This window comes from Stenotrophomonas sp. A3_2 (genome assembly GCF_036624925.1).
In the GTDB taxonomy this organism is placed as follows: Bacteria; Pseudomonadota; Gammaproteobacteria; order Xanthomonadales; family Xanthomonadaceae; genus Stenotrophomonas; species Stenotrophomonas hibiscicola.
In genome coordinates, this window is sequence record NZ_JAZKVY010000137.1 from 13,640 (window position 1) to 31,986 (window position 18,347).

Genomic DNA, 18,347 nt, shown 5'->3' on the forward strand with positions numbered 1-18,347 from the left:
GGGCGATCGCTGTAAAGGTGATCGCCCGCCATCAAGGAGCGATTGATGGAGCTGTGCTTTGAAGATCTGAAGGGGGCGATAGATGAGCCCGGACGCACGGCCGATGTGTGCGTGGCGTTGATGAAATCGTGGATCGAGATTACTGGGAAACGCTTGGGAGTTGCGCTTTCAGTCAAGCGAGATGAAGGGGCTGGGATTCAGGGCCGGGTCGACGCGATAGAGCGTGCAATTCATCGCCTTGACGCTGCCGGAAGACGGAGGCTTCTTGCCTCGCCTTGGGTATCCGCATTCCTGGACGAGTCGGCGGGCATCGCATATGAAGATCAGCATGGTGAGCCGGTTTCGACCCTCGATGCTCTTTGGTTTGCGGCTATCGCCGAGTGCCCGGTTCAACAGCGCACCCACACCATTGAGCCGAAGCGGCCTGCTGTCGCGAGCCCGCTCGAAAGCGCTCTGGGCGACTGGGTGACAACGAGTGAGGGCGACATCGCTGAAAGGATGGACAGACCCAGGATTGGTGGAGTGATTGTCCTTGATGTGGACAGCCGGCTTTCGCAGAGGTACGAACCCGAGAGCGGAACGTTCTGCCAACCATCATTGGATATCCCACAGAACGAGATTCAACTAATAAGGAACAAGCTTGAAGCGGCCATTCGTATGGTGGACGAGTCAGTTCCGCATCTCGGGTTGTTGATTCGAACATTCACAAGGCGTGTTCTTGTCAGAAAATCCATTGACGTTGGTGACAGCGTAGCCCAGCTCAACCTTGGATCGGAGTATCGGCCAACTCACGCGGGCTGCATTCGCGTGCTGAATGTCCATAGGGAAGAAATGACGGTTGATCTTTGCGCAGAAGCGATCCTGCATGAATCTGTGCATTCGTTTCTTTCAGCATATGAGGATGTCTACGGGAAGTTCATGTCCAGCGCAATCCGCGTTCGGCCGGTCTCCCCCTGGTCGGGAAATTTCATTCCCAATCACTCGCTGGTTCACGCTGTGTTCGTCTACTACGCCATTCATCAGTTGCTCGCTCGTGCCTTGGAATTCTTCGTGGACTTCGACCATGCAGCAATCAGTAGAGTGAGGCGAAGGCTGATGCATATCGATGGGGGGTTCTTCATCGAGAGGAGAGTATCGACGCTTTTTGTGTTGGAAGAAGCGCCTTCAGAAAAGCTCACGGCACTGGTCGACGAAATGCAGAGTGAAATCAAGAGAGTTTACAGATCTCCAGAAGGCGCTGTGGTCGCGGAGGCGGTGGCATGAAAAATTCCATTGTCGTTCTTCACTCGGATGAGCAGGACGCAGTCGCGGTCGCTCTGCGCGACGTCAGGGACGTAACCGTGATTCATCTGGATCAGCTGACCAGCCTGTGGACGATCCGGGAAGCGACGCCGATCGTTGCCGCCCCCCTTGGAGGGAAGCCAATGCTGCATGCAGACTACGTAATCAACCGGGTGTTTGATATCTCTCGTTGCGATATCGGCATGAAGCTCCGCAAGTGTGGACTACATGAGAATTGGGCACATGCTGCACTGGGCTCTCTCCTGGTGGGTGCCGCAACACTGGCGCATGGAATCGGTACTCGCGGGGTGAATAAATCACTTCTTCCGCTGAATGTTCAGTGGATGCTGATTTCTGGCCTTGTTTCAGACATCAGAGTTCCACCATTCGCGTTTGGCTTTGGCCACAGGATGCCAGACACTTCTCATCTCAAGGATCCTATACAGAAATCCGTATGGTCCTACTTCAAGTGGGATGGGACGTCGGATGTAGAAGAGGGAGAGGAGCAGTGGCATCCCTTCTTCGTTGAACGGCCTGAGGGTGTGCCCGTAGTCTGCAGCTATCACGGCGATGCGGTTGACCTGGAATTTCCACGAGGCGCGGTATCGATCGGCGCGGGTGTTATCACATCGCTAGTAGCTGCATGTCGCGAAACGTTCGATAGCAGAATTGGCGAGATCTTATTTTACGTCCAAGGGACGACAATCACTTTCTGTGCATTCAGCCCGTATCTGGCCACCCTTGGCGATCCAGTGAGAAGCAGGGATCTGCTTCTGCGTGGGATGCCGATCGCGTCGGTCTAGGCGAAGGGTCAACGCTATGGAGGGTGTGTGATCTTCTATTACGTTTCTCTGTCACTTAAGCGCTTTCGGCAGCGCCTCCGGACGCACATTGCCGTCGCTCTCATGCTCGGTGCGGGAGTGGGAACCGCCATGGTGATGCTGTCCATTGTGCTGCAGGCATCCTCCGATCCGGTCCCGGGACGCAGCGGGTCGCTCTTCCGTCCACACCTGGACGTGCGCCCGGGAGCACAGCACGCGGCGGCACCTGATCCTGGGCAGGGGTTGACCTGGCCTGATGCCAAAGCCCTGCTGGACCAAGGGTATGCCTGGAATCAGGCGGCCATGGCCGGTGGTGCCGTGACCCTGCTGAAACCCGGGCAATCAAGCGCCCGGCTGCGTGCCAGATACGCAACGTCAGGAGTGTTCGGCGTGCTCGGGATCACTCTGGTGCAAGGGCGATCGTGGACGGCGGAGGAAGGGCAGGCTGGAAGTCGGATCGCTGTGCTGTCACGGGCACTCGCAGCGGTCGAGTGCCCGGCCGGATGCATCGGTCATCCGCTGGAGCTGAGCGGGCGCACATACACGGTTGTCGGCGTGGCGGAGGACTGGCATCCGGTGCCGATGTTCCAGGGAGACGTGACCCGTCGTCCTTTCGTGGAACCCGATCAGATCTATCTACCGGTTGAAACTGCCATTGCGGACGGATTGACCGTGGTCGACGGCGTGGCGGTCTGGGGCGGTGGGGAGGGAGTGGACCTTGCTGGCCCGCAGGCGTCCTGGCTGCAACTGTGGACATGGTTACCGACAGTGGATGACGTGTCTGGATACCGCGCGATGCTGAACGCGTACGCGCAAGCCCGGGATCTGCAGGTTGACCCGGACAGCGATCAGGTCGGGCTCTGGCCGCTGATGGCGTGGCTGGACCGACAGGGGCTGGTCCCTGAACGCACCCGGACACAGCTTCATCTGGCACTGCTTCTGCTGGTGGTCTGCATCGTCAATGCAGCCGCGCTGCTGGGATTCAGCCTGGGCGCGCGCCGTCGCGAGCTTGCGATACGTCGCGCGCTGGGTGCCCGGCGGGGGGATGTTTTTGCCCAGCTCATGTGGGAATGCGCATCGTCGGGATTGGCCAGTGCTGCATTGGCGGCCATTGCGTATGCGGTGGGCATGCGACTGGTGGCGACAGGGGAGGTGCTTCCGTCGGCCATCACTACGCTGGACCCCGCGTCCGTACTGATGGCAGCCGGGGTTGGGTTCGCGACAGCGCTGTTGTGCGCGTTCATCCCCGCGCTGGAAGTCTGCCGGAGCGGATCGCTGTCGCGGTTGTTTGCAAAGGGAGCGGCGTGAAATGCTGGATTCAATGCAGGAAGTCCGCAACCACCTGGGCCGCGCGTCGCTGCTGTTTGTACAGGCCGCACTGGCCAGCCTGGCCTGCGCCTTTGCCCTGCAGTCTGCCGCAGATGGTTTCTCACGATTGAACACGCGGGGCATCGAGAGAGCACAGGCGATCGGTGTCATCCGGGTCTCCGATATCGAAGAGAGGGTGGCGCCTTCGTTGGTGCGATCGGACCTCTCCGCCATCCAGCTCCCTGGCGTCCGGCAGGCGGTCGCCAGCGATTCGGTTCCGTTCGGAGGCAGGGCTCATCATTACGGTGCATGCACCAGTGATGCAGCCATGTCACACGCCATGGCGGCTGGCAGCAGCGACGTGGCAGGCTGTGATCGCATTCCCGTGATAACCGCCAGCCCAGGCCTGTTGACGATGCTGGGGGCACAGGTGGTGAAGGGGCGTTTGCCGGCAGACCATGAGGCGACCGACGGCGCGCCGGTCGTGCTGATCAGCGAGGCATTGGCCGTCCATCTGTTTGGCTCGGAGAGCGCCGTGGGTCGTCAGCTGTACTTCGGGCCGGGAAGCAGCAGGGTGATCGTGGGTGTGTTCTCGTCCATCGTCGGGCCTGCGCCAGGTGGAAACGATCGGGACTCGCAGTGGGCGCTGTTTCCCGGTTTTCCAACCGGTGCGAGCCGCTATTACCTGATCGGATCCCACTCGGAGGTGGATCGCGTGTTGCTTGACCGCACCGTTGAGGCGCTGCGGCAGCCCTATCGCGTCGTGAAGCCGACAGGCGTTGACACGTTGGCCGGATATCGCGATGCCTACCTTCGTGCAGACCGCTTCACGACGGCCATGCTCGCTTTCATGGCAGCGGTGGTCCTGGGTGTGCTGATGGCCGGCGTGTCCGGCGTGGTAGGCGCATGGCTGGAGCGCAGGCGGCGCTCCATCGGTATCCGTCGAACGTTGGGTGCGCGCGCATCGGTGATCTTCACGGAGATCATCTTCGAAGTCAGCATTTTCACCATTCCTGGCGCCGTGCTGGGCGCGTGTTCGCTGTACCTGTTCTGGTCGCCCGAGGACCGAAGCTCGATATCGTCGTGGCTGACAGGGTTGATGGCGTTCATGTTGGTGATGGTGGCGAGTCTTGCTGCCCTGCTGCCCCGTGCATGGCGAACGGTGCGGGAGGAGCCATTGGCGTTGTTGAAGCCGTTCTGATTCGTTCGCCCGTGAGCCCAGCTCCACCTGCGACAAAGTGAAGCAGCGCGTCACCCGGTCGCATCCCGTCTTAACGAAATCCTCCTAAAGTGGTCCGGTATCCCACCGGTCACAGGCAGGAGGCGTCCCTTGGACGCGTTGTTGTTGTCCCGGATCCAGTTCGGATTCGTCATCAGTTTCCATGTGCTGTTCCCCGCCTTCACCATTGGCACGGCCAGCTGGCTGGCCTTCATCGAATGGCGCTGGCTGCGCACGAAGTTGCCCGTGTGGCGCGAGCTGTATTTCTTCTGGCAGAAGATCTTCGCGGTGTCGTTCGGCATGGGCGTGGTCAGCGGCATCGTCATGGCCTTCCAGTTCGGAACCAACTGGCCACGGCTGAGCGAGGTGGCCGGCACGGTCATCGGCCCGCTGCTGACCTACGAAGTGCTGACCGCGTTCTTCCTGGAAGCCAGCTTCCTCGGCGTGATGATGTTCGGCTGGGGCCGGGTTTCGCCGCGCCTGCATTTCCTGTCCACCTGCATGGTGGCGCTGGGCACGCTGTTCTCCACGTTCTGGATCCTGTCGTCCAACAGCTGGCTGCATACGCCGGCCGGCTACGAGATGGTCAACGGCATCGTGCATCCAGTCGATTGGTGGCAGGTGGTGTTCAACCCCTCGTTCCCCTATCGCCTGGCGCACATGGCGCTGGGTTCGTTCATCACCACCTGTTTCGTGATCGGTGGTGTCGGTGCGTGGTACCTGCGCAAGGGCACGCATGTGGAAGCGGGCCGGCGCATGCTGGTGGCAGCGGTGGCGTTCGCGGCACTGACCGTGCCGGTGCAGATTTTCGTCGGCGACATGCATGGCCTGAACACGCTCAAGCACCAGCCGATGAAGATAGCGGCGATGGAAGCGCACTGGCATGAAACCAAGGAGGGCGAGGGCGTACCGCTGGTGGTGTTCGCGCTGCCGAACGAGAAGGAAGAGCGCAATGATTTCGAAGTTGCCATCCCGAAGCTGGGCAGCGTGATCCTCACCCACAGCCTGAACGGCACCTTCGACCCGCTCACTTCGGTACCGTCCAGCGAGCGGCCGCCGGTGACGCCGGTGTTCTTCGCCTTCCGCATCATGGTCGGGCTGGGCACGCTGATGCTGCTGCTGGCCTGGGTGTCGGCGTTCCAGTTGTGGCGCAGGAAGCTGCTGGATTCGCCGTGGCTGCTGCGCGGCTGGAACTGGATGCTGCCCAGCGGCTTCATCGCGCTGCTGTCCGGGTGGTTCGTCACCGAGATGGGCCGCCAACCGTGGGTGGTGTATGGCGTGCTGCGCACCGCTGATGCGGTCGGCCCGCAGAGCGCGTGGATGACCGCGCTGTCGCTGGCGGTCTACGTCGTTGGCTACGCCTTCGTGTTCGGCTGGGGCATCTGGTACCTGGTGAAGATCCTGCGCCACGGACCGCGTCCGCACGATGATGGGCCATCGCTGGACCACGGCAGCCACACCCCGGCACGCCCGCTGTCGGCGGCCGACGAACCGCTGGAGGAGCGCTGACATGGACCTGATGACCTGGCTGCCGGTGGCGTGGTTCGCGGTGATCGGCTTCGGCGTGCTGATGTACGTGGTGCTGGATGGCTTCGTGCTCGGTATCGGCATCCTGGCCCCGTTCGCCGAGGACGAGGAGCAGTTGGACCTGATGATGAACACCGCCGCGCCGATCTGGGACGGCAACGAGACCTGGCTGGTACTGGGCGGCGCCGGGCTGCTGGCGGCGTTCCCGAAGGCCTATGCGGTGCTGTTGTCGGCGCTGTACCTGCCGGTGCTGTTGCTGGTGGTGGCGCTGGTGTTCCGCGGCGTGGCCTTCGAGTTCCGCTTCAAGGCGCATCGATCGCGCCGGCTGTGGAGCGTGGCGTTCGGCCTCGGTTCGCTGCTGGCGACCTTTGCCCAAGGCGTGATCCTCGGCACCCTGGTGCAGGGCATCCCGCTGGTGGACGGCGTCTACCAGGGCGGCGCATTCACCTGGTTCAGCCCGTTCGCGATGCTGACCGGTGCTGCGTTGGTGGCTGGCTATGCGTTGTTGGGCAGCACCTGGCTGATCCTGAAGACCGAAGGGCGCGTGCAGGCGCTGGCCCGGCAGATGACCCGGCCGCTGGTGGTGGCGGTGATCGCGGCGATGGGCCTGGTCAGCAGCTGGCTGCCGTTCCTCGATTCGCGGTTGATGGCGCGCTGGTTCAGCGACGGCAACTTCTGGTGGCTGTCGCCGGTGCCGCTGTTGACGCTGGCGGTGGCCGCCGCGCTGTGGCGCAGCGCGACCCATCCGCGCCGCGACCTGCCGCCGTTCCTGCTCAGCCTGGCCTTGTTCGTGCTTGGCTTCCTCGGCCTGGTGCTGGGCATGTGGCCCTATCTGCTGCCGCCGTCGATGACCCTGTGGCAGGCCGCCGCGCCGGCCTCCTCGCTGGGCTTCAGCCTGGTCGGCCTGGTCATGCTGCTGCCGGTCATCCTCGGCTATACGGCGTGGTCGTACCGGGTGTTCCGCGGCAAAGTGCGCGCCGATAGCGGTTACCACTGATCGATTGAAGCGGGGCCCGCTGGTGCCGGGCCCCCTGTTGTGGAATGTGAAATCTGCACACCCCGGGCGGGACGTGCTAGCGTGCGCTCCTTTCCGGCAGCCAGGGGGGCAGCCGGCGACGTCCTGGACGGACGCACGGCTGCAGGAACGGGGGGCCGCCGCGCGTCGCCGTAATGGCTCGTGCCTATCGTTCTCCCGTTGAAGCACCTTCGCTAATGATCGAATTCTCCATCGTCGACTGGGCTGCCTGGGCGCCCGGCCTGAGCGAGCGTAGCCAGTGGCTGGGCTGGGCCGATGCGCCGTATCCGCCGGTTGGCGAAGACACGCCGCCGCTCGCCGAAATCCCGGCAATGCAGCGCCGTCGAATCGAGCGGCTGGGCCGGATGGCGATCCAGGCTGCCTGCTGGTGCGAGGACGGGCAGGGCGCTGACAGCCAGGTGCCGCTGGTGTTCGCCAGCCGCCACGGCGACGTGGCCCGTTCGATGGAGCTGCTGGGGGCGCTCGCCAGCGATCAGCCCCTGTCACCGACGGGGTTCGGCCTGTCGGTGCACAACGCGATCGCTGCGTTGTACTCGATCGCGCGCGGTCACCGCGGCAACTACCTGGCGCTGGCCGCCGGCCAGGCCACGGTCGAGACCGCCTGCCTGGAAGCGGCCGGTCTGCTCGCCGATGGCGCCCGCGAAGTGCGGGTGGTGGTCTATGAGTCGCCGCTTCCTGAAATTTACGCGACGTTTGCCGACGAACCTGACCCGTTCTTTGCCTGGTGCTGGCGTTTGACGGCGCCGATGCCGGGCCAGCCGATCCTCTCCCTGCAGTGGGAGGCGGCGCCGGAGGCCACTGCCACCGCCCCGGGCACGCTGCCGCACGCGCTGGACCTGCACCGCTTTCTGCTGTCCGGCGCGCCGGCGCTGGAGCACGTGGCTCAGGGCCAGCGTTGGCGCTGGGGGCGCCGTGGCTGAGGCGCTGCGCCGTCTCGATCATGCTTGGCGGGTGCTCGGCACCGGCCTGAGCTTTGCCGCATTCGGCTTGGGCGGGCTGCTGCTCGGCGTTCTGGTGATGCCGGTGTTGCTGCTGATGCGTGATCCGGTGGCGCGGCGCCGCCGTGCCCGGCGCGTGGTCCAGGTCGCGTTCGCCAGCCATCTGCGGCTGATGCGCGGGCTGGGGGTGATGACCTACGAGATCGAGGGCGGCGAACGCCTGCAGCGCGACGGCCTGCTGGTGCTGGCCAACCACCCGACCCTGATCGACGTGGTCTGCCTGATCTCGCTGCTTCCCAACGCCGACTGCGTGGTCAAGCGGGCGGTGGCCTGCAACCCGTTCATGCGCGGCCCGGTGCGGGCTGCCGGCTACATCTCCAATGACGATGGCGCCGGCCTGGTCGATGACTGTGTGGCCGCAGTGCGCGCTGGAGGCACCCTGGTCATCTTCCCGGAAGGCACCCGCAGCGTGCCGGGGCAGCCACCGCGGCTGCAGCGCGGGGCCGCCAACATCGCCGTACGGGGCCGCATCGACGTCACCCCGGTGCGGATCACCTGCAGCCCGCCAACGCTGACCAAGGGGCAGAAGTGGTATCGTGTCCCCTCACGTCGCTTTCACGTTCGGCTGCAGATCGGCGAAGATATCCCGATCGCGCCATTTCTGGCCGAAGACGACTCGCCAAGGGGGGATGCCTTGGCGGCCCGTCGCGTCACCGAGCACCTTTCTCGTTATTTCGACCTGTCTGGAGATCCGAACCGTGCAAGCACTTGAGCACGAGATCAAGGAATTGATCATTTCCTCCCTTTCGCTGGAGGACATCACGCCGGAGGACATCGATCCGACCGCGCCGCTGTTCGTCGAGGGCCTCGGCCTGGATTCGATCGACGCGCTGGAGCTGGGACTGGCGCTGCAGAAGAAGTACGGTGTCAGCCTCTCGGCCGATTCGGAAGAAACCCGTCGCCATTTCTCCAGCGTGCGCGCGCTCGGCGAGTTCGTCGCCGCCCGCCAGTCGTAACGGCGCCAGGAATTGCCATGACCAAGAATGAACTGTTCGAACGCATCGTCAGCATCCTGACCGACAGCTTCGAGATCGAAACGGCCCGGATCACCCCGGAAGCCCGCCTGTACGACGACCTGGACATCGACAGCATCGATGCGGTGGACCTGATCGTGCAGCTCAAGCCGCTGCTCGGCCGCAACCTGCAGCCGGAAGCGTTCAAGGCCGTGCGTACCGTGCAGGACATCGTCGATGTGGTGCACAGGCTGCTGCCGGACCAGGCAGCCGCCTGACCGCAGCGCCGACGGCTCCACCATGGCACGCGCACGTACCGTCGTGGTGGCTGCGATCTCGCTGGCCTACCCGGTACTGGTGTACCTGGCGATGGGTCGCTTCGAGCCACGCTGGCTGTCGCTGCTGCTGTTCACCCTGGCCCTGCTGCGCGCGCTGAGTTCGCGCCAGCCGCTGTGGTGGGCCGCAGCGGCGGGCACCGGCCTGCTGGCGGTACTGGCTACCGTGCTCAACCAGGCCCTGCCACTGAAGCTGTACCCGGCGCTGGTCAATGCGGTGATGCTGGCAGTGTTCGGCACCAGCCTGCGCTTCGGGCCACCGCTGGTGGAGCGCCTGGCGCGGATGCAGGAGCCGGACCTGCCCCCGTTCGCGGTGGCCTATACCCGACGCGTCACCCAGGTGTGGTGCGGGTTTTTCGTTCTCAACGGCAGCCTGGCCCTGCTGACCGCGCTGTACGCGTCGGACCGGGCCTGGATGCTCTACAACGGATTGTTGGCGTACGTCATGATGGGCGTGTTGTTCGCAGGTGAGTGGCTGGTGCGGCGGCGGGTGAAGGCGGCGCACGCGCATGGCTGAGTGGATTGCCCTGGACCGGCTGCTGCTGGAGGCGCGGCCGCAGCGCAATGTTGGCGTCTGCGATGGCGAGGTGATCGACCACGCCCGCTTCCGCCAGCGCGTGCTGGGCTGGCGCGCCGCCTTTGCGGCGGCCGAAGGCCGCGACTGGGCCCTGTACTTCGATGACGCCGTGGCCTTTGCGGCGGCGCTGTTCGGTGCCTGGCATGCCGGCAAGCGGGTGTTCCTGGCCGCCGACAACCTGCCGGCCACGTTGCAGGCGCTGCAACCGCAGGTGAGCGGTTTCGCAGGCGACGTGTCGGCCGACTATCGCCCGCTGGCGGCGCTGGACGCCACGCTGGACGACGGGCTGCAGGCGCTGGACGAGCGCGCCTGCGAGCTGTGCGTGTTCACCTCCGGCAGCACCGGCCAGCCGAGTGCGATCGGCAAGCGGTTGGACCAGCTGGCGCGCGAGGTGGAGGCGCTGCAGGCCGCGTTCGGCGCGCAGATGGAGGGCGTGCAGGTCCATGGCACGGTATCCCACCAGCACATCTACGGCCTGCTGTTCCGCGTGCTGTGGCCGTTGGCCGCCGGCCGCCTGATCCATCCACGCCGGTTCTTCCATGAAGACCTGGTGGGTGCGCTGGCCGGTACCGACACGGTGCTGGTGGCGACGCCAGCCCACCTCAAGCGCCTGCCCGAGCAGCTGGACTGGGCCAGCCTGCATGGCCGCCTGCGCGCGGTGTTCTCCTCCGGCGGCCCGCTGCCGGAAGAAGCCGCACGCCAGGTGCGGCAGTGGCTGGGTGTGGCGCCGACCGAGGTTTACGGCAGCAGCGAAACCGGTGGCATCGCCTGGCGCCGCTGGGACACCGAGCTGCCACCGTGGCAACCGTTGCCGGGCGTGCATTGGCGCATCGAGGATGGCTGCCTGGCCGTCGCCTCGGCGCATCTGGAAACCCTCGACTGGTGGCGTACCCAGGACCGCGTGGAAGCGTTGGCCGATGGCCGGTTCCGCCTGCTGGGCCGGGCCGATCGCATCGTCAAGATCGAAGAACGCCGCGTCTCGCTGGATGCACTGGAGCGCGCGCTGCGCGAAGACGCCGAAGTGGACGACGCGCGCGTGCTGGTCCTGCCCGGCCAGCGCGAGCAGCTGGCGGCCGTGGTGGTACCGGCTGACCGGGCGCTGCTGGCGGGTGGTGACACCGCGCGCCGCGCCCTGGGCCAGCGCCTTGGCGCGCGCCTGGCGCACGCGCATGACGCAGTGACCCGGCCGCGCCGTTGGCGCCTGGTGCAGGCGCTGCCGATCAATGCGCAGGGCAAGGTAACCCAGGCGGCGCTGGCAGCGCTGTTCCAGCCACTGATGCCGGTGCCGGTCTGGGACCGCCGCGACGCCGCCAGCGCCACCCTGCGCATGACCCTGGACCCGACGCTGCGGCCGTTCCAGGGCCACTTCCCCCAGGCAGCGATCCTGCCCGGCGTGGCGCAGCTGGATTGGGCGGTGCGTTTCGGCCGCCAGGTGTTCGCAATGCCGGCAGCGTTTCTGCGCATGGATGCGGTGAAGTTCCAGCATGTGGCCCGCCCCGGCGATGAGCTGACCCTGCAGCTGGACTGGGATGCCGCACGCAGCGCGCTGGCCTTCCGTTACACCTCCAGCCATGGTGTGCATGCCAGCGGCAAAGTGGTCTTCGCCGATGCGGACTGATCCGGCCGTTGCCGGTGCCGCATTCGCGCCACTGGTGGTGATTCCCGTCTACGACCACGAGCACGCCATCGCGGCGGTGCTCGACGGCGTGCAGGCCGCGGGACTGCCCTGCCTGCTGGTCGACGATGGTTCGCACGATGGGTGCGCGGCGGTGCTGCGCGCGCTGGCACAACGCCAGGGTGTCGACCTGCTGCGCCTGGACGTGAACCAGGGCAAGGGCGGGGCAATGCTGGCCGGTTTCGCCGAGGCCGGCGCGCGAGGCTACAGCCACGTGCTGCAGATCGATGCCGACGGCCAGCATGATACGGCTGACCTGCCACGCTTCATCGAAGCCGCGCGCCTGCACCCGGGTGCAGTGATCTGTGGCATTCCGGCCTACGACGCCAGTGTTCCCAAGGCGCGCCTGTACGGTCGCTACGCCACCCACATCTGGGTCTGGATCAACACGCTGTCGCTGCACCTGCGCGACACCATGTGCGGCTTCCGCGTGTATCCGCTGCCGCCGGTGCTGCGCCTGATCGGTGAAGAGACCATCGGCCGGCGCATGGATTTCGATACCGAAATAATGGTGCGCCTGTACTGGCGCCGGCTGCCGGTCGAGCACCTGGCCACGCGCGTGACCTATCCTGCCGATGGCGTGTCGCACTTCGATGTGTGGCGCGACAACGTGCGCATCAGCCGCATGCATACCCGCCTGTTCTTCGGCATGCTCTGGCGCGCGCCGCGCCTGCTGTGGCGCCGCCTGCGGGGGCAGCGCTGAGATGACGGCCGCGCAGGGCGCCCCACACTGGGCCGACATCGGCGAATCCACCTCGGTGGCCGGCGTGCTGTTCCTGTGCTGGGTGCACCGCTGGTTCGGGCGCTGGCCGTTCCGCCTGTGCGTGTGGCCGGTGGTGGCCTGCCATTGGCTGGGCAACCGTGTGGGGCGACAGGCCTCGATGCAGTACCTGCAGCGGCTGCAGGCGCACAGCGGCGTGCTCGGCCACGCGCCGAAACGGCGTGACAGCCTGCGCCACTTCTTTACCTTCGCCGACACGATGCTGGACAAGATCCTCGGCCTGGGCGGGCGCTACCCGGCCGAACGCATCCACCTGCACCGCGACCTGGTGCTGCAGAAGATCGCGCGCCGCGAGGGCGGGCTGATCCTCACCGCGCACATCGGCTGCCTGGAGCTGTGCCAGGTGCTGGCCGAGCAGGTGCCGGGATTCCGCATCACCGTGCTGGTGCATACCGCACACGCGCAGCGCTTCAACCGTCTGCTGCAGCGGCTGGACCCGCTGGCGGCGGTGGAACTGGTGCAGGTGACCGAAATGGGGCCGGCCACGGCGGTGATGCTGGCCGAGCGCGTTGCGGCGGGGGGCTTCGTTGCCATCGTCGGCGACCGCACGCCGGTACAGGGTGGCCGCAGCGTCACCGCCGATTTCCTGGGCCACCGCGCGCCGTTCCCGATCGGCGCCTATGTGCTCGCCGCCGCGCTGGGCTGCCCGGTCTACACCATGGCCTGCCTGCACCAGGGCGACGGCTATCGGGTGGCATTCGAACAGTTCGCCGAACGCATCGTGCTGCCGCGTGGCTCGCGCGACGCCGCGCTGGCCGAACAGGCACAGCGCTTCGCGCGCTGGCTGGAACTGCAGGTCATCCAGTCCCCGTTGGACTGGTTCAATTTCTTCCCCTTCTGGGATCAGGCTCCGCATGACGACTGACGCCGTACCCGTGTGCCGCTTTGGCGATGCACCGTTGACCATCGAAGACGTGGTTGCCCTGGCCCAGCGCCAGTGTGAGGCCGCACTGAGCGACGCGCCGGCATTCCGCGCGCACATCCAGCGCGGCGCCGACTTCCTCGACCGCCTGCTGCGCGAGGACGGCGTGATCTACGGTGTAACCACCGGCTATGGCGACTCGTGCACGGTGAACATCCCGCCGGCACTGGTGGCTGAACTGCCGCACCACCTGTACACCTACCATGGCTGCGGCCTGGGCCGTTACCTGGACCCGGTCGAGACCCGTGCGGTGCTGGCCGCGCGCCTGGCGTCGCTGGTGCGCGGCATGTCCGGTGTCAGCCTGCCGCTGCTGGAAGGCCTGGCCACGCTGCTGCAGCACGACGTGCTGCCGATGATTCCGGCCGAAGGCTCGGTCGGTGCCAGTGGCGACCTGACCCCGCTGTCGTACGTGGCGGCAGTGCTGTGCGGCGAACGCGAGGTGCTGCACGAGCGCCGCGTGCAGCCGGCGGCCGAGGTGCTGGCGAAGATCGGCATGACCCCGCTGAAACTGCGGCCGAAGGAAGGCCTGGCGATCATGAACGGCACCGCGGTGATGACCGGCCTGGCCTGCCTGGCCTGGCAGCGCGCCGATTACCTGGCCCGCATGGCCACGCGCCTGACCGCGTTCAACGTGCTGGCCAGCGACGGCAACGCGCACCACTTCGACGAAACCCTGTTCGCGGCCAAGCTGCACCCGGGCCAGGGCCGCATCGCCGCGCGCCTGCGCAGCGACCTGCACAGCGAACGCCCGCCGCGCAATGAACAGCGCCTGCAGGACCGTTACTCATTGCGCTGCGCGCCGCACGTGATCGGCGTGCTGGAAGACAGCCTGCCGTTCCTGCGCCAGCTGATCGAAACCGAGCTGAACAGCGCCAACGACAACCCGCTGATCGATGCCGATGGCGAGCGGATCCTGCACGGCGGCCACTTCTACGGCGGCCACATCGCGCTGGCGATGGACACCCTGAAGAACACCGTGGCCAACGTTGCCGATCTGCTCGACCGGCAGCTGGCGCTGGTGGTCGATGCCCGCTACAACCATGGCCTTCCGGCCAACCTGTCGGCGGCCACCGGCCCGCGCGCGGCCATCAACCATGGCCTGAAGGCGCTGCAGATCAGCGTTTCGGCCTGGACCGCCGAAGCGCTGAAGCAGACCATGCCGGCCAGCGTGTTCTCGCGCTCCACCGAGTGCCACAACCAGGACAAGGTCAGCATGGGCACCATTGCCGCGCGCGACTGCCTGCGCGTGATCGAGCTGACCGAGCAGGTGGTGGCCGCGATGCTGATCGCTGCCCGCCAGGGCCTGGCGCTGCGCGAACGGGTTGGCCTGAATGCGCAGCTGCATGGCAGTCTGGCCGACATGTACGCCGACCTGGGGCAGCGCATCGCCCTGGTCGAAGAAGACCGCGCGCTGGATCGCGAACTGCGGGAACTGCTGGTGGAGATCCGCGCGCAACGTTGGGAGCTGTACGCCGGTGAATGAGGCCATCGAACGGGTTGGCGAAATCGCGTTGACCCCTGCCTTCCATGACTGCGATCCGATGAACGTGGTCTGGCATGGCAACTACTTCAAGTACTTCGAGATCGCGCGCTGCGCGCTGCTCGGGCGCTACGACTACGACTATCCGCAGATGCTGGAATCGGGCTACCTGTGGCCGGTGGTCGATGCGCGGGTGAAGTACGTGCGGCCGCTGCTGTTCAACCAGGCCCTGCGCGTGGTCGCGCGCATCGTGGAATGGGAGAACCGGCTGAAGATCGAGTATGAAATCCTCGATGCGGAAAGCGCCCAGGTGCTGACCCGCGCGATGACCATCCAGGTCGCGGTGGACGCGGCCAGCAAGGAAATGCTGTACCAGTGCCCGCCGGTACTGTGGGAACGCCTGGGAGTGCCTGCACCGTGAACACCCTTGTCCGTCTTTCCAGCGCGCTGCTGTGCGCGCTGATCTTCGTTGCCGCACCGCAGGTGCAGGCGGCCGACCCCGCCATTGATGCGATCACCCAGGCGGTGGCGCGGCCGGAGGTGCTGCGTGGCCAGTTCAGCCAGGAAAAGCAGGTCAGCGGCTTCAGGAACCCGCTGCGCTCGCAGGGCCAGTTCGTGGTCGCGCGCCAGCATGGCGTGATCTGGACCACGCTCAAGCCGTTCCCCTCCGAAGTGGTGGTCACCGCCGACCGCATCCTCAGCCGCCAGCGCGATGGCAGCACCCGTGTCGAGCTCGATGCACGGCAGCAGCCGGCGATGCGTTCGGTGAACGCGATCATGTTCGCGCTGATGAGTGGCGACGTGCAGGCGCTGTCCGGCCAGTTCAACGTGGCGGCCAGCCGTGAAGGGCAGGGCTGGCGGCTGCGGCTGACGCCGAAGTCGGCGATGCTGGCCAAGGCCTTCCAGTCGCTGACCCTGCAGGGCGACCGCTACGTGCGCCAGGTCGAGATCGTCGAGGCCAACAAGGACCGCACGCAGATCCAGTTCAGCGCGTTGAGCGAGGCCCCGGCTACGCTCAGCGCCGACGAGGCCCGCCGTTTTGAGTGAGGCCGTGGCATCGAACGCACCGGACCGCCTGCGGCGCTGGTGGCACTGGCTGGGCATCGCCTGGCTGGTGTTGCTGCTGGCGCTGGGCGCACAGCAGTGGCAGCTGTGGAGCCAGCAGTCGCGGATCGACACCGACATCCTCGCGCTGCTGCCGCAGGATGCGCATGACCGCCTGTTGAGCGATGTCACCCGGCGCATCGCCGATGGCAGTTCGCGGCAGGTGGTGGTACTGCTCGGCAGCCAGGACGGTGCCGCCGCCAAGCGCGCGCAGTCCGCGTTCGCTGCGGCCATGGCCAAGGACGCCGATCACGCGTTGCTGGTGCCCAGTGGTTCCATCGAGGGCTGGTTCGATGAGGCGCGCGCGTTCTATGCGCCGTACCGTGACCGGCTGCTGACGCCGGCCCAGCGCGAGCAGTTGAAGGGCAGCGAGCCGGGCGCGCTGGCGGAGCAGGCGTTGGCTGCGCTGTACGGTCCGATGGGCGCCCCACGCCTGACCGATTGGCGCCAGGACCCGCTGTCGCTGTGGCCGCAATGGTGGCAGCAGCAGGCGCAGGGCTCGGGGTTGCGGCTGGGCGATGACGGCCTGCTCGAAGCCGAGGGCAGGCATTGGGCCGTGCTGCAGTTCGATACACCTGGTTCGGCATTCCAGCTTGACGGCGAACGCCATCTCGATGGCCTGCTGGAACGCGCCGGAAAGGCGGCCAAGGCCGTAGCACCGGAGCTGGAGATCCTGCACGCCGGCGTGCCGCTGCATGCCGAGGCAGCCGCAGTGCAGGCCAACCGTGAGATCAACACGATCGGCTGGGGCTCGCTGGCCGCGGTGCTGCTGCTGGTGTGGCTGGCGTTCCGTTCGCTGCGCCCGATCCTGCTGGTCGCCGCGTCATTGCTGATCGGCTGCGGCGTGGCACTGGCGGTGACCGTGCTGGTGTTTGGCAAGGTGCACGTGCTGACCCTGGTGTTCGGTGCATCGCTGGTGGGTGTGGCCGAGGATTACGGCATCCACTGGTTCGCCTCGCGCCAGGCCGAGCCGGCCGATCGTCGCTGGAAGCTGCTGCGGCACCTGCTGCCCGGCCTGTGGCTGGCCCTGCTGACCAGCGCGCTGGCCTACCTGGCACTGGGCCTGGCCCCGTTCCCGGGCCTGCGCCAGATGGCGCTGTTCTCGGTGGTCGGCCTGGCGGCTGCTTTCCTCACGGTGATCTTCTGGTTCCCGTGGCTCGATGGCGGCGAGATCCGCCAGACCCGGTTCTCGCAGTGGCTGGGCAATACGCTGGAACGTTTCCCGCGCCTGCATGGCCGTCGCGCGGTGACGATGTTCGTGGTGATCACGCTGGCACTGTCTGCAATCGGCATCGCACGCCTGCACAGCAACGACGACCTGCGCAGCCTGCAGTCATCACCGCCAGCGTTGATGGCGCAGCAGATCCGCCTGAGCCAGCTGCTGGGCATGCCCAGCCCGGCGCAGTTCTATCTGGTGCAGGGTGCGGATGCCGCGCAGCTGCTGCAGCGCGAAGAGGCGTTGACTGAACGCCTGCGTGTGCTGGCCAATGACAAGCGTATAGGCGGCTACCGCGCGATCAGTGACTGGCTGCCATCACCGGCACGCCAGCAGGCCGATGCCGCGCTGACCGCCAGGGTGGAACCCGGCGTGCTGCAGGCCGTGTCCGATGCGGTCGGAGAACCCTTGCCGCGCCCCGACTTCGCCACCACGCCGCTGACCGCGGAGGCGTTCCTGGCCTCGCCGGCCTCGCAGCCGTTCCGTCACCTGTGGGTGGGTGAGGTCGGTGGGCAGATGATCAGCGTGGTGATGGTCGATGACCTGTCGCGCGCCGATGCGCTGGCGACCCTGCGCGGGGCGGCCGAAGGCCTGCCCGGCGTGCGCTGGGTGGACCGCACCGCCGACTTCTCGCAGCTGCTGGGCCACTACCGCAAGCTGATGGGCGGGCTGCTGCTGGTCGGCATTGCACTGGTGTTCGGTGCGCTGTGGTTGCGCTACCGCCGCCAGGCCTGGCGCGTGTTTGCCCCGACCCTGATTGCCGGCGCATTGACCCTGGGCCTGCTGGGCCTGTTCGGCCAGCCGCTGCAGCTGTTCAACGTGCTGGCACTGATGCTGCTGCTGGGCATGGGCATCGACTACGGCATTTTCCTGATCGAGCACCGCGGCGATGCCAGCGCTTGGCTGGCGGTGTGCGTGGGCGCGGCCAGCACCTGGCTGTCGTTCGGCCTGCTGGGCCTGTCGCAGACCCCGGCGTTGCGCGCGTTCGGCCTGACCCTGCTGTTCGGCATCGGCCTGGTCTGGCTGATCTCGCCGCTGTTCCGTCCGCCGCCGCACGATCTGCCGCCGGCCTGAGCCTGTTTTCCGACTTCCTTCTTTCCACTTGATCGAGCAA

18 protein-coding genes are annotated in these 18,347 nt (G+C 66.3%); all 18 read left to right on the top strand.

What is annotated here, in order from left to right:
• The first annotated feature begins 45 nt into the window (after positions 1–45).
• The 18 genes from R5H29_RS03720 (at position 46) to R5H29_RS03805 (ending at position 18,307) form a co-directional block, all read left to right on the top strand.
• The gene (locus tag R5H29_RS03720; RefSeq protein WP_332328762.1) at positions 46–1,263 is read left to right on the top strand and encodes a hypothetical protein; all 1,218 of its coding nucleotides are present in this window, start codon (positions 46–48) and stop codon (positions 1,261–1,263) included.
• Positions 1,260–2,084: a hypothetical protein gene (locus R5H29_RS03725; protein WP_332328763.1), complete on the top strand. Its 825-nt coding sequence runs from the start codon at positions 1,260–1,262 to the stop codon at positions 2,082–2,084. The genes R5H29_RS03720 and R5H29_RS03725 overlap by 4 nt, the downstream gene beginning before the upstream one ends.
• Positions 2,085–2,111: 27 nt before the next feature.
• A complete protein-coding gene (locus R5H29_RS03730) occupies positions 2,112–3,410 on the top strand; it encodes an FtsX-like permease family protein (protein WP_197576856.1) in 1,299 nt (432 codons plus the stop codon).
• Between the two features lies 1 nt (position 3,411).
• Entirely contained in the window at positions 3,412–4,611 is a 1,200-nt protein-coding gene (locus R5H29_RS03735) for an ABC transporter permease (protein WP_332328764.1), read from the top strand.
• Positions 4,612–4,740: 129 nt separating this feature from the next.
• The gene (locus R5H29_RS03740) at positions 4,741–6,138 is read left to right on the top strand and encodes a cytochrome ubiquinol oxidase subunit I (RefSeq protein ID WP_332328766.1); all 1,398 of its coding nucleotides are present in this window, start codon (positions 4,741–4,743) and stop codon (positions 6,136–6,138) included.
• A gap of 1 nt (position 6,139) precedes the next feature.
• Positions 6,140–7,153: a cytochrome d ubiquinol oxidase subunit II gene (gene cydB, locus R5H29_RS03745; protein WP_332328767.1), complete on the top strand. Its 1,014-nt coding sequence runs from the start codon at positions 6,140–6,142 to the stop codon at positions 7,151–7,153.
• Positions 7,154–7,368: 215 nt separating this feature from the next.
• Complete coding sequence (locus R5H29_RS03750) at positions 7,369–8,112, top strand: beta-ketoacyl synthase chain length factor (RefSeq protein WP_019661717.1); 744 nt, start codon at positions 7,369–7,371, stop codon at positions 8,110–8,112.
• Positions 8,105–8,902 (top strand): 1-acyl-sn-glycerol-3-phosphate acyltransferase, encoded by a 798-nt coding sequence (locus R5H29_RS03755; RefSeq protein ID WP_021203501.1) that lies wholly within the window; start codon positions 8,105–8,107, stop codon positions 8,900–8,902. Before R5H29_RS03750 ends, R5H29_RS03755 begins: the two co-directional genes overlap by 8 nt.
• Entirely contained in the window at positions 8,889–9,146 is a 258-nt protein-coding gene (locus R5H29_RS03760) for a phosphopantetheine-binding protein (RefSeq protein WP_005411610.1), read from the top strand. The genes R5H29_RS03755 and R5H29_RS03760 overlap by 14 nt, the downstream gene beginning before the upstream one ends.
• 17 nt (positions 9,147–9,163) lie before the next feature.
• Complete coding sequence (locus R5H29_RS03765; RefSeq protein ID WP_006402206.1) at positions 9,164–9,421, top strand: acyl carrier protein; 258 nt, start codon at positions 9,164–9,166, stop codon at positions 9,419–9,421.
• 22 nt (positions 9,422–9,443) lie between these two features.
• Positions 9,444–9,995, top strand: coding sequence for a hypothetical protein (locus tag R5H29_RS03770; protein WP_058979164.1), 552 nt, complete (start codon positions 9,444–9,446; stop codon positions 9,993–9,995).
• Entirely contained in the window at positions 9,988–11,673 is a 1,686-nt protein-coding gene (locus tag R5H29_RS03775) for an AMP-binding protein (protein WP_332328768.1), read from the top strand. Before R5H29_RS03770 ends, R5H29_RS03775 begins: the two co-directional genes overlap by 8 nt.
• On the top strand, positions 11,663–12,433 hold the full coding sequence (locus R5H29_RS03780) for a glycosyltransferase family 2 protein (protein WP_332328769.1): 771 nt from the start codon (positions 11,663–11,665) through the stop codon (positions 12,431–12,433). Before R5H29_RS03775 ends, R5H29_RS03780 begins: the two co-directional genes overlap by 11 nt.
• A 1-nt stretch (position 12,434) precedes the next feature.
• On the top strand, positions 12,435–13,376 hold the full coding sequence (locus R5H29_RS03785) for an acyltransferase (protein WP_134735289.1): 942 nt from the start codon (positions 12,435–12,437) through the stop codon (positions 13,374–13,376).
• Positions 13,366–14,916, top strand: a complete 1,551-nt coding sequence (locus R5H29_RS03790; RefSeq protein ID WP_332328770.1) for an aromatic amino acid ammonia-lyase — start codon at positions 13,366–13,368, stop codon at positions 14,914–14,916. Before R5H29_RS03785 ends, R5H29_RS03790 begins: the two co-directional genes overlap by 11 nt.
• A complete protein-coding gene (locus R5H29_RS03795) occupies positions 14,909–15,334 on the top strand; it encodes an acyl-CoA thioesterase (RefSeq protein ID WP_329842327.1) in 426 nt (141 codons plus the stop codon). The genes R5H29_RS03790 and R5H29_RS03795 overlap by 8 nt, the downstream gene beginning before the upstream one ends.
• Positions 15,331–15,960 (top strand): outer membrane lipoprotein carrier protein LolA, encoded by a 630-nt coding sequence (locus R5H29_RS03800; RefSeq protein WP_332328771.1) that lies wholly within the window; start codon positions 15,331–15,333, stop codon positions 15,958–15,960. Before R5H29_RS03795 ends, R5H29_RS03800 begins: the two co-directional genes overlap by 4 nt.
• Positions 15,953–18,307: an MMPL family transporter gene (locus R5H29_RS03805; protein ID WP_332328772.1), complete on the top strand. Its 2,355-nt coding sequence runs from the start codon at positions 15,953–15,955 to the stop codon at positions 18,305–18,307. Before R5H29_RS03800 ends, R5H29_RS03805 begins: the two co-directional genes overlap by 8 nt.
• The last annotated feature ends 40 nt before the right edge of the window (positions 18,308–18,347 follow it).

Coding starts and splice junctions, on each gene's coding strand:
- R5H29_RS03720 (WP_332328762.1), top strand. CDS start 46: ATGGAGCTGTGCTTTGAAGATCTGAAGGGGGCGATAGATGAGCCCGGA.
- R5H29_RS03780 (WP_332328769.1), top strand. CDS start 11,663: ATGCGGACTGATCCGGCCGTTGCCGGTGCCGCATTCGCGCCACTGGTG.
- R5H29_RS03750 (WP_019661717.1), top strand. CDS start 7,369: ATGATCGAATTCTCCATCGTCGACTGGGCTGCCTGGGCGCCCGGCCTG.
- R5H29_RS03775 (WP_332328768.1), top strand. CDS start 9,988: ATGGCTGAGTGGATTGCCCTGGACCGGCTGCTGCTGGAGGCGCGGCCG.
- R5H29_RS03725 (WP_332328763.1), top strand. CDS start 1,260: ATGAAAAATTCCATTGTCGTTCTTCACTCGGATGAGCAGGACGCAGTC.
- R5H29_RS03735 (WP_332328764.1), top strand. CDS start 3,412: ATGCTGGATTCAATGCAGGAAGTCCGCAACCACCTGGGCCGCGCGTCG.
- R5H29_RS03765 (WP_006402206.1), top strand. CDS start 9,164: ATGACCAAGAATGAACTGTTCGAACGCATCGTCAGCATCCTGACCGAC.
- cydB (WP_332328767.1), top strand. CDS start 6,140: ATGGACCTGATGACCTGGCTGCCGGTGGCGTGGTTCGCGGTGATCGGC.
- R5H29_RS03770 (WP_058979164.1), top strand. CDS start 9,444: ATGGCACGCGCACGTACCGTCGTGGTGGCTGCGATCTCGCTGGCCTAC.
- R5H29_RS03785 (WP_134735289.1), top strand. CDS start 12,435: ATGACGGCCGCGCAGGGCGCCCCACACTGGGCCGACATCGGCGAATCC.
- R5H29_RS03790 (WP_332328770.1), top strand. CDS start 13,366: ATGACGACTGACGCCGTACCCGTGTGCCGCTTTGGCGATGCACCGTTG.